13 protein-coding genes are annotated in these 9,766 nt (G+C 58.6%); 5 read left to right on the top strand and 8 right to left on the bottom strand.

The genetic code is table 11. The features are described 5' to 3' along the window. The coding region (earP, locus tag PMI29_RS14845) for an elongation factor P maturation arginine rhamnosyltransferase EarP (protein WP_007998140.1) at positions 1-246 on the bottom strand (246 nt) is incomplete at its 3' end. Between the two features lie 124 nt (positions 247-370). On the opposite strand from earP, the gene PMI29_RS14850 reads away from it, so the two are divergent. Both PMI29_RS14850 and PMI29_RS14855 read left to right on the top strand, forming a co-directional pair. After that, on the top strand, positions 371-781 hold the full coding sequence (locus tag PMI29_RS14850; protein WP_007998139.1) for a hypothetical protein: 411 nt from the start codon (positions 371-373) through the stop codon (positions 779-781). A 2-nt stretch (positions 782-783) separates the two neighbouring features. Beyond that, positions 784-1,266 (top strand): GreA/GreB family elongation factor, encoded by a 483-nt coding sequence (locus PMI29_RS14855; RefSeq protein ID WP_007998138.1) that lies wholly within the window; start codon positions 784-786, stop codon positions 1,264-1,266. Between the two features lie 16 nt (positions 1,267-1,282). On the opposite strand, the gene cysB is transcribed toward PMI29_RS14855, so the two are convergent. The 5 genes from cysB to PMI29_RS14880 form a co-directional block, all read right to left on the bottom strand. Next, on the bottom strand, positions 1,283-2,257 hold the full coding sequence (gene cysB, locus PMI29_RS14860; RefSeq protein ID WP_007998136.1) for an HTH-type transcriptional regulator CysB: 975 nt from the start codon (positions 2,255-2,257) through the stop codon (positions 1,283-1,285). 113 nt (positions 2,258-2,370) lie between these two features. Continuing rightward, complete coding sequence (locus tag PMI29_RS14865; RefSeq protein WP_007973551.1) at positions 2,371-2,874, bottom strand: universal stress protein; 504 nt, start codon at positions 2,872-2,874, stop codon at positions 2,371-2,373. 95 nt (positions 2,875-2,969) lie between these two features. Then, complete coding sequence (locus PMI29_RS14870; protein ID WP_007998135.1) at positions 2,970-3,875, bottom strand: 5'-nucleotidase; 906 nt, start codon at positions 3,873-3,875, stop codon at positions 2,970-2,972. A 25-nt stretch (positions 3,876-3,900) separates the two neighbouring features. Continuing rightward, positions 3,901-4,857: a putative 2-dehydropantoate 2-reductase gene (locus PMI29_RS14875; RefSeq protein WP_007998134.1), complete on the bottom strand. Its 957-nt coding sequence runs from the start codon at positions 4,855-4,857 to the stop codon at positions 3,901-3,903. After that, on the bottom strand, positions 4,854-5,240 hold the full coding sequence (locus PMI29_RS14880; protein WP_033052386.1) for a thioredoxin family protein: 387 nt from the start codon (positions 5,238-5,240) through the stop codon (positions 4,854-4,856). Before PMI29_RS14880 ends, PMI29_RS14875 begins: the two co-directional genes overlap by 4 nt. On the opposite strand from PMI29_RS14880, the gene PMI29_RS14885 reads away from it, so the two are divergent. Both PMI29_RS14885 and PMI29_RS14890 read left to right on the top strand, forming a co-directional pair. After that, positions 5,239-5,682, top strand: a complete 444-nt coding sequence (locus PMI29_RS14885; protein WP_007998132.1) for a PilZ domain-containing protein — start codon at positions 5,239-5,241, stop codon at positions 5,680-5,682. The genes PMI29_RS14880 and PMI29_RS14885 overlap by 2 nt on opposite strands. 189 nt (positions 5,683-5,871) lie before the next feature. Further along, a complete protein-coding gene (locus PMI29_RS14890) occupies positions 5,872-6,948 on the top strand; it encodes a 3-deoxy-7-phosphoheptulonate synthase (RefSeq protein WP_007983549.1) in 1,077 nt (358 codons plus the stop codon). Positions 6,949-7,019: 71 nt separating this feature from the next. Here the strand turns inward: PMI29_RS14890 and PMI29_RS14895 are convergent, their stop codons facing one another. After that, a complete protein-coding gene (locus tag PMI29_RS14895) occupies positions 7,020-7,307 on the bottom strand; it encodes a GNAT family N-acetyltransferase (RefSeq protein WP_007973562.1) in 288 nt (95 codons plus the stop codon). A 639-nt stretch (positions 7,308-7,946) separates the two neighbouring features. On the opposite strand from PMI29_RS14895, the gene oprI reads away from it, so the two are divergent. Further along, positions 7,947-8,198, top strand: coding sequence for an outer membrane lipoprotei OprI (gene oprI, locus PMI29_RS14900; RefSeq protein WP_003199355.1), 252 nt, complete (start codon positions 7,947-7,949; stop codon positions 8,196-8,198). 121 nt (positions 8,199-8,319) lie between these two features. Here oprI and PMI29_RS14905 read toward each other — a convergent pair whose 3' ends face one another. Further along, positions 8,320-9,294, bottom strand: coding sequence for a L,D-transpeptidase family protein (locus tag PMI29_RS14905; protein WP_007998126.1), 975 nt, complete (start codon positions 9,292-9,294; stop codon positions 8,320-8,322). Positions 9,295-9,766: the final 472 nt, after the last annotated feature.

Below are 9,766 nucleotides of genomic sequence, written 5' to 3'. Positions count from 1 at the left end.
GGCTTCGGTCGGCTGCCACTCGGCTGGCCATTGGCGCACTTCGACCTCTTGTTGCCACTGCTGCGCAACGTGGATGTCGATTTCCGGGCACAGGCGTTCGAACGCTCGCAGGTCATCGACCCATAGACGCACCGCCAGTCCATGTTCGGCCACCAGTTGCCGGGCCAGTCGCCAGGTCACGCCGATGTCGCCGAAGTTGTCGACCACGGTGCAAAAAATATCCCAGCGGGTTTTCATTTCAGGCATTCCAGGTTCCCGTTGGCAAAGGCGCCGATTGTCCGCATAAATTACCCCGCGCAGAAGAGCCGACGGCGATTATTCTTCATGCGACAATCGCCACTCGCCAGTGTCCTTTCGCCAGGAAGCAACCATGCCCCACCGTCCCACTCCGCGCCGATCCTTCCCCATCAGCCTCAATGCCCTGCAACTGACTGGCAGCATCGCCCTCGGCATGTGGCTGGGATTCATTGCCATTGTGCTGACCTGCTGGCTCGCTTCCCACTTTTTGTTCAGCAAACAACTGGCACCTGTTGCAGCCGCCGTGGAGCAACTGGCCAAACCGTCCGTGGCAGCGCAACCGGTACCGGACATTGCGCCGCAGAATCCACTGTTCGAGCAGTACGAAGAAAACCTGCGCAAGAACGAGCAGGCACAACGGCTCGATCAGGCTCGCAGCAGCAGCCGCAACCTGTCCAATCCGACCTGTCAGTTCTGGTTGCAACAGGACCGGACGATACCGAGCGAAAAAAGCCGCGCCAACGTCCTGCAGTTCTGCGATTGATCATGAATAAGCATACCGTTCACCAACTGATTCTCGACAAGCTGCGGATCGATCTCGACATCGCCGAACGGGCCGCGCAAACCGCTTACGAAACGGCAACCCACGAAGAAAACATCGCCGAGAACAAGTACGACACCCTGGGGCTGGAAGCGTCCTATCTCGCGGCCGGACAAGCTAAAAGGGTCGAGGAGATTCGCCAGTCACTGACCCTTTGCCAGAACCTGACCCTGCGCCCGTATGACGATCAGCGGGGCATCGAAGTGGGTGCGTTGCTCGGGATCGAGGACGAAAAGGGGCGCGAACAATGGCTGTTTCTCGCCCCTGATGCAGCCGGGTTGAAAGTCGATCTGGTGGGGCAACTGATTACCGTCATCACCCCGCGCTCACCGCTGGGCAAAAGCCTGCTGGGCAAGTTCGAGGGCGATGAGGTGGAGATTATGGTGGCGGGCGCTCGGCAACAGTTCGCTGTCACCGAGGTGGTTTGACCGGCAGGAAACGCTGTCAGTGAACGGGCAGTTCGACGCCGTCGAACAGCTCTTCCAGTTCCTGCTTGTTGTGGCATTGAATGGCCTTGGCCATGACTTCGCGGGTCAGGTGTGGCGCGAACTTCTCGATGAAGTCGCACATGAACCCCCGCAGGAAAGTGCCACGACGGAAGCCGATCTTGGTCACGCTGGACTCGAACAACTCGCTGGCATCGAGCACCACCAGGTCGCTGTCGAGTTTGCTGTCGACAGCCATTTTCGCCACGATGCCCACCCCCAGACCCAGGCGAACATAGGTTTTGATCACGTCGGCGTCGGCGGCGGTGAACACCACTTTCGGCGTCAGGCCGCGATGACTGAACGCTTCATCGAGTTTCGAACGGCCGGTAAAACCGAACACGTACGTCACGATCGGGTATTCGGCCAGCGCTTCGAGGGTCAGTTTCGACAGCTTGGTCAGCGGGTGACCCTGAGGCACGACCACGCAACGGTTCCAGCGGTAGCACGGCATCATCACCAGATCACCGAACAGTTCGAGCGCTTCGGTGGCAATGGCGAAATCCACGGTGCCGTCAGCGGCCATTTCGGCGATTTGCATCGGCGATCCCTGGTGCATGTGCAGGGCAACGTCCGGGTATTGCTTGATGAAATTGCTGATGACCGGCGGCAACGCATAACGCGCCTGAGTGTGAGTGGTGGCAATCGACAGGGTGCCTTTCTTCTCGTTGGAGAATTCCTGGGCGATCTGCTTGATGCTTTCAACCTTACGGAGAATTTCGCCAGCGGTGGTGATGATGCGCTCGCCGGCCGGGGTAACGCGGGTCAGGTGCTTGCCGCTGCGGGCAAAAACCTCGACGCCCAGTTCGTCTTCCAGCAGGCGGATCTGTTTGCTGATGCCCGGTTGAGAGGTGTAAAGGCTTTGGGCTGTAGCGGAAACGTTGAGGTCGTGGTGCGCCACTTCCCAGATGTAGCGCAATTGTTGAAGCTTCATATGAATCCCTCAAAGCAGGTAGACGCCACGGGCATCAGCGACGGTATATAACTATATTAATGGCTTGAAGAATAAATCTAGAACTTTTTTATCAAATTGCCATTATTCGTGTTCTAGCGATCCCCTTGGCGACGACGTTGCACCAGCGGCACCAGATAGACCGGCACCTTGGACAGTTGCAACACACGGGCGGCGGTTCGCCCCAGAGGCGTTTCCGCACCAGCACCATGGCTGTGACTACCTACGATCAATAAATCCACGGAGAGTTTCTGCGCCTGGTCCAGAATCACCTGCGACGGATCGCCCTGCAGCACCCGCACTGCCTGAATCCGCTCCAGGTCATGCTCCCCCTCGTCCCCCAGCTCCTCGCGAAAACTGTCGAGCACCCGCTGCTCGATACTCGCAATCACCGTATTCAGGCCCTGACTGTGAAACTCGTTCAGCGCCTGTTCATCGAGATAGCTTTGCAGCACCGATTCGGCAAACAACCCCATGGGTTCAACCGCATGCACGACATACAAATTGGCATTGAAGGTCCGGGCCAGTTCCAGTGCATGCTGCATCACCACGGGCGCATACAGCCCGAGGTCCGTGGCATACAGCATCGAACGAATCATATGACCTCCTCGACTGCCAACATGGCGGAGATTTGATTCAGCTTAGCAGTGCCTTGGCGACTACGACGTCCGGCGCAACGCATTGAACGGCGGGCTTAAACCTTTTGCTCGTTGCTTATGCCATGGGGCACGTGACCGGTGGCGACGACTTCACGGGCCAATTCGCAGTGGCCGGCCTGATCGTCGAAAAACACATCGGCCGCGAAGGCTTCGAGAAAGGCCGACTTGGTCAGGCCGCCGAGAAACAGCGACTCGTCGAGACGGATGTCCCATTCGCGCAACGTGCGAATCACTCGCTCATGGGCCGGCGCCGATCGCGCCGTGACCAGCGCGGTACGGATTGGACAGGCGTCCTCCGGGAACTCACGCTGCAACAGATTGAGAGCCGCGAGAAAACCCTTGAACGGCCCACCCCGCATGGGCTCGCGGGCGGCTTCACGCTCGCTGGCCTGGAACGCTTCCAGACCACCGGCCTGATAAATGCGCTCCGACTCATCGGAAAACAGCACCGCGTCTCCGTCGAAGGCGATGCGCAATTCATCGCTGGCCGCACGGCTGGCACCGCCCGACAGAATGGTCGCTGCCGCGAACCCGGCGTCCAGCGCATTGCGTACGTCTTCGGTGTGGGTGGAGAGAAACAGGTCGCAGTCAAAGGCCTTGAGGTAGGGATACGGACTGCGCCCGCCGACAAAGGCCGCCCGGGAAATCGCCAGCCCGTAGTGGTCAATCGAGTTGAATACCCGCAGCCCGGTGTCGGCGCTGTTGCGCGACACCAGAATCACCTCGACCCGGGCGCGACCGAGGCTGTTGTTGAGGTTCAGGAGTTTCTGCACCAACTCAAAGGCATCGCCGGGCTCAAGGATTTCGTCCTCGTGTTCGATCTGATACTGCCGGTAGGCTTCGACGCCACTCGACAGGTAGACCTTGTGGCTTTCGCTCAGATCGAACAGCGCCCGCGAAGAAATCGCCAGCACCAGCTTGTCGTCAATTGCCTTTGGCATGCCCTTCCCCCTCAGGTCGATCGACTCAGGTGTTGCGTCGATCAATGAAACTCAAACTGCGATACAAGGCCTCGATGCGCGGCATCTCACACCCGGCTGCCTTCGCCGCCGCCAATGGCCGGGCGTAGATCGCGGCCAGTTCCAGCGGTCGCTTGTGCAGGAAATCGTGGTACATGCTCGGCCAGTAGTCGGGCATTTTTTCGGTCACCATGAACAAGTGCTCGGCATAACCCGCCGGTACGTCGTGCCCGCAGGCGATTGCGCCTTGCACCACTTCTGCCATCAGCGCCTTGATCAGCTCACGACTGTCGGCATCGGCCATCAATGGTGTGGTGCTCGCTCCCAGCAAAACCGAGAGACCGTTGTAGGGAATATTCCAGACCAGTTTTTGCCAACGCGCCTGGTGCAGGTTCGCCATGGCCTGGGAATCGAGGCCGGCGCTGCGAAACAGGCCGACACCCTCCTCGACAATGGCGGCGCGCGTCGGCCCATCGACGGCGGGACCGCTGTGATAGCCAACATGCACTGCGCCTAGCGCTTGATGGGTGATGACGCCCGGCGCCTCGCGATGGACGCAGATATAGCAGAGCCCGCCGAGCACGTGCAGCGAGTCGGGGAGCAACTCGCGCAGGCTGTCTTCGACGTCCAGGCCATTTTGCAACAGCAGTACCTTGGCATTCGGTGCCGCTGCCTGCAGGATGGCTGGTGCCAGGCCTTCGTTGCTGGTGGTTTTCGCGCCCACCAGCAGCCAGTCGCAGGGCGGCATGTCTTCAGCGCTCGAATAGGCCTGTACCGGGTTCAACGTCAGGGCACCGTGGGGCGCGCTATCGACTCGCAATCCATGCTCGGCCACCGCGCAGAATTCGCTGCGCAGCAGAAAATGCACATCAAAACCGGCACGCGCCAGCATCACCCCATAGAAACCGCCGATTGCTCCGGTCCCGATAATGCCGATCGTCGGCCTGGCAACTGTCCCCATCATGGCAACTCCTCTGCTGTTCGACTCAGCGCCTGCCGCACGGCCCGATTGAGCTCGGTGTCGGTCAGGCGCGATTTCAGTGCTCCGAAGAATTCGCCGTCGCGAACGACAAACAGCGCCGGCAAGTGAAAGACCTGATAACGCTCGACCACCCCTCCGTTATTGCCGGCATCGATCCAGCACAGTCGATCGACCGCCAGGTCAAGTGTCGGCAATTGCTCGCGGGCAAAACGGCAACTGGCGCAGCCGACACTGGTGAAAATAACCAGCGATACGCCGCTCATCGCCAGCAGCCGTTGGTCGGCGTCAAAATCGGTCAGTTCCAATTCGACCACTATACTGGGGAGAACAATGTCAGATGGCCGACACATGGAGTCTGTGTTCATGGGACGATTCATTCCTCACCCTGACGATGTGCCCGTCGAATTAACGTTGCTGAAACCTGAGTGTATTTCGCGACGACAGCTGCACACTATCAGTCTCGGGGGCATGGCTTGCAATTATCACCGCGCGTGGCGCCACGGCACCGCGCTGGAAGTACGCATGCCGACCGTAAACCCGGACATGCGCTACCTGGGCTATGTCGCCTGGTGCCTGCGGCGCAAGCACGGCTATCTGGTGGGCATCGCCTTCGTCGACGAACAAATGCTGTTCAGCGCCCGGATGGGCGAGCAGGTGTGCCAGATCGAACGTTACTGCCGCCTGCATGACACCCACGATGATTTGCAGGATATCCAGGCCCTGGCCCTCGAATGGGTTCAGGAGCATGCCGACGAGTTCTCTCACGATTCGGTGCAAAAGGCTTTTGCCGAGCCTGTGCCGGATTAGGGGCATTGCCGAAGGGTGTTTGCCCGTCACGTTGGGGAAACTCACTGTGAATGGCCCCTAAACCGGTGTCTGCCCATTGTCGAGCCACGGTGTAACGCGCTAAGGTTCGGCTCCCCGACGCGCTTAATTTGCTGTGCTCCGCCGCGCGGGTTCGCTGGCGGCCGGCACCCGTGACCTGACGAGTAAACGATGGCTGATTTACCGATCAACGACCTAAACGTCGCCTCCAACGAGACTCTGATCACTCCCGATCAGCTCAAGCGCGATATTCCCCTGAGCGACGCCGCACTGCGCACCGTCACCAAGGGCCGCGAAGTCATTCGCAACATCCTGGATGGCACCGACCACCGCCTGTTCGTCGTCATCGGGCCTTGCTCGATCCACGATATCAAGGCTGCCCACGAATATGCCGAGCGCCTGAAGGTTCTCGCTGCCGAAGTGTCCGATACCCTGTATCTGGTCATGCGCGTGTATTTCGAGAAGCCACGTACCACCGTGGGCTGGAAAGGCTTGATCAACGACCCGTATCTGGACGACTCGTTCAAGATCCAGGACGGCTTGCACATTGGTCGCCAGTTGCTGCTGGACCTGGCCGAAAAAGGCCTGCCGACCGCCACCGAAGCCCTCGACCCGATCTCCCCGCAATACTTGCAGGACCTGATCAGTTGGTCGGCCATCGGCGCGCGCACCACCGAATCCCAGACTCACCGTGAAATGGCGTCCGGCCTGTCCTCGGCCGTCGGCTTCAAGAACGGCACCGATGGCGGCCTGACCGTGGCAATCAACGCCCTGCAGTCGGTTTCCAGCCCGCACCGTTTCCTGGGCATCAACCAGGAAGGTGGCGTGTCGATCGTGACCACCAAGGGCAATGCCTACGGTCACGTGGTGCTGCGCGGCGGCAACGGCAAGCCGAACTACGATTCGGTCAGCGTTGCACTCTGCGAGCAGGCGCTGAACAAGGCGAAGATCAAGCCCAACATCATGGTCGATTGCAGCCACGCCAACTCCAACAAGGATCCGGCCCTGCAACCGCTGGTGATGGAAAACGTCGCCAACCAGATCCTCGAAGGCAACAAGTCGATTATCGGCCTGATGGTTGAAAGCCACCTGAACTGGGGCTGCCAGGCGATCCCGAAAGACCTCGCCGACCTGCAATACGGCGTGTCGATCACCGACGCCTGCATCGACTGGACCGCGACCGAAAACACCTTGCGCAGCATGCATGCCAAGCTCAAGGATGTACTGCCTAAACGCGATCGCAGCTGATCGCTTTTGCAGTACACAGAAAAACGCCGGGCTAAACCCGGCGTTTTTTTATGCATTCGTTTTATTGAAGCTCACTGACTCAGCTTGGCAGCATGCCGCTGGTGACGCTCCATGTAGCGCTCGACGTAGGAGCACGATGGAATGACTGTGTAGCCCATTTCGTCAGCGTACTCCAGCGCCTTCTCGGTCAAGGCTGCCGCAATACCGCGACCACGCAGTGCGTTGGGCACGAAGGTACGATAGATATCCAGGGTCTGCTTCCCCAGATCCATATAGGTCAGATAGGCACGATGACCGTCCACATTGGTCTCGAACTGATGACCAGCCTGGTCATGGTGGATGGACAACGCCTCGCTCATCACTACTCCTCGCGGGTCTGGAATTCCGACCCCTACCTTACCGATGTTTTTCCGGCGAAGGAACATCTACGCCACCCCGTGCCTGAATGGACACCGAGAAGAGCTGCACCGATCTCGCGCTACCGAGCACGTACAAATAGTAGGCACCATTGGCAGAAATGCTCAAGGTGCGCTCGTCATCGTGCGGATTGGCGGGTGCTGCTCCGGATCACGCAGGATTGCGCTCGACCGAAGATCACTCCGGGTCGATAGCCTGTACATTGCCGGATGTTGAGACTTAAGACGAGCGCCCGTTGTTAAAGTCACCTGAACATCGAGAAAGATATTGAGAGGTGCTACGCAAAAGCCGAACAAAAGTGTAGACGAATCCATGTAGGCGGACTTTAGCCAGACTGAAAAACAGCGCTGTGCCACAGGAACTTTTTCTCGCTGGCTCGCTCAGCCACGGGCCTTGCAGCTGGATATTTTTTAAACAATTCAGTTAAAAGTTGCTCGAAAAAGAATCAACGCCTACAATTTTTTTTGCTTCTTGCGTCACGTCAGTTTTACTTACTACAAGTAATGGGTAGTATGTACGCCGGCTATTTCCTCAATCGGAGGAGATAGCTACTTAATAGAAAGTCCTTGAAGGGGAACACGATGAACAACGTTCTGAAATTCTCTGCTCTGGCTCTGGCCGCAGTTCTGGCTACCGGTTGCAGCAGCGCATCGAAAGAAACCGAAGCACGTCTGACCGCTACTGAAGACGCAGCTGCTCGCTCCCAGGCTCGTGCAGACGAAGCTTACCGTAAAGCTGATGAAGCTCTGGCTGCTGCTCAAAAAGCACAACAGACTGCTGACGAAGCTAACGAGCGTGCTCTGCGCATGCTGGACAAAGCTAGCCGCAAGTAATAATCCTTCGGGATTGTTATCAAGCCGACCCATTTTTTGGGTCGGCTTTTTTATTGCCCGGCGTTTCTCCAGGCAAAAAAAACCCGTCGACGCGAAACGCGCCGACGGGCTCTTTGCAAGCTTACTGCATCGGGTCGATCGGAGTGCTCGACACCATCGGTGCGACGTTGGCGCCCGGTACAGCGATCTCCACCGGCAGGCCGTCTTCAGCGGCGACCACATCACGCACCACATCCCAGTTCATGCGCAGGTTGTTGGTGATGTCTTCACGCTTGAGCATCGCGTTGATGACCGCAGTGTGCTTGTCGACCACCGACGGGTTGCCCTTGTCGTCCAGCGGCGTATGCGCCTCCAGATAGACCTTGCCGCCACTCATGCCGAACTTGTACGGGTCGTTGATGATCCGCACCGACGTCCCGACCGGCACCATGCCCGCCATTTCCAGCACGTTGTTGTTGAACATGCGGAAGCAGCCGTGACTGGTACGCATGCCGATACCGAACTTCTTGTTCGAACCGTGGATCAGGTAGCCCGGTGTACCCAGGGTGAACTTGAACGGCCCCAGCGGGTTGTCAGGGCCGGCCGGCACCACGTTGGGCAGCGGATCACCGTCGGCTGCGTGTTCGGCCTTGATCGAAGCCGGAGGCGTCCAGGTCGGGTTAGGTGTCTTGGCGGTGATGCTGGTGTGGGCAATCGGCGAGCCCCAGCCTTCACGACCGATACCCAGCGGGAACGTGTACACCACGTTCTTGCCTTTCGGGTAGTAGTAGAGGCGGTACTCGGCCAGGTTGATCACGATGCCTTCACGCGGGCCTGGTGGCAGGATGAAGCGGGTCGGCAGAATGATTTCCGTGCCGACGCCTGGCAACCAGGCATCGACACCCGGGTTGGCCGCGACCATTTCCGTATAGCCCAGATCGTAGGTGGTACCAAGGTCGGCGAAGGTGTCTTCGTACTTGGCCTTGATCACCTGCACCTGGCCGATGATGTCCTCACCGGGCGGTGGCAGGGGAAACTCCAATGCTGCAACGGGACCGGCCACAAAAAGGGCGGCAAGAGTCAGGCAGCGGGTGACGGCAGGAAAACGCGGCAACATCCGGAAAATCCTTCGCATGATCAACTGAGATATAAGAACGCGATTGTACACCGCTGTCCGTTATTTCGGGGAGATGGCCCGATTGCAGGCAATGTAAGGCTATTTTGCGATGCTCCGAGATCAGAAACCGTTTGAGCTGAAATCGGCTTGACGCTAAACACAGTTGCTCGCTCCGGTCCTGCTCGGCCTCTCAAGGGGGCAAGAAGATCAAAAGCCAAAGCCAAAGCCAAAGCCAAAGCCAAAGCCAAGACGAGGCGGCCTGCTGGCCGGCTTGATCACAACTGAACTCGTTTCCCTGTAGGAGCGACGGTGCGGCGATCCGACTTGCTCGCGAAAAACGTCTGAACAACGCGATCAATCAGTCAGCACGCGTTATCGTTGACGTCCATCGCGAGCAGGCTCGCTCCTACAGAAAAGCAAAGGCAGGGCTGCGTACACCCACGCTCTTCACCACTCATCAGGCCGAGCGTTA

The organism is Pseudomonas sp. GM49 (genome assembly GCF_000282355.1).
GTDB lineage: Bacteria > Pseudomonadota > Gammaproteobacteria > Pseudomonadales > Pseudomonadaceae > Aquipseudomonas.
The sequence above is the reverse complement of the archived record's forward strand: the minus strand, read 5'-3'. Positions and strand labels throughout refer to the sequence as shown.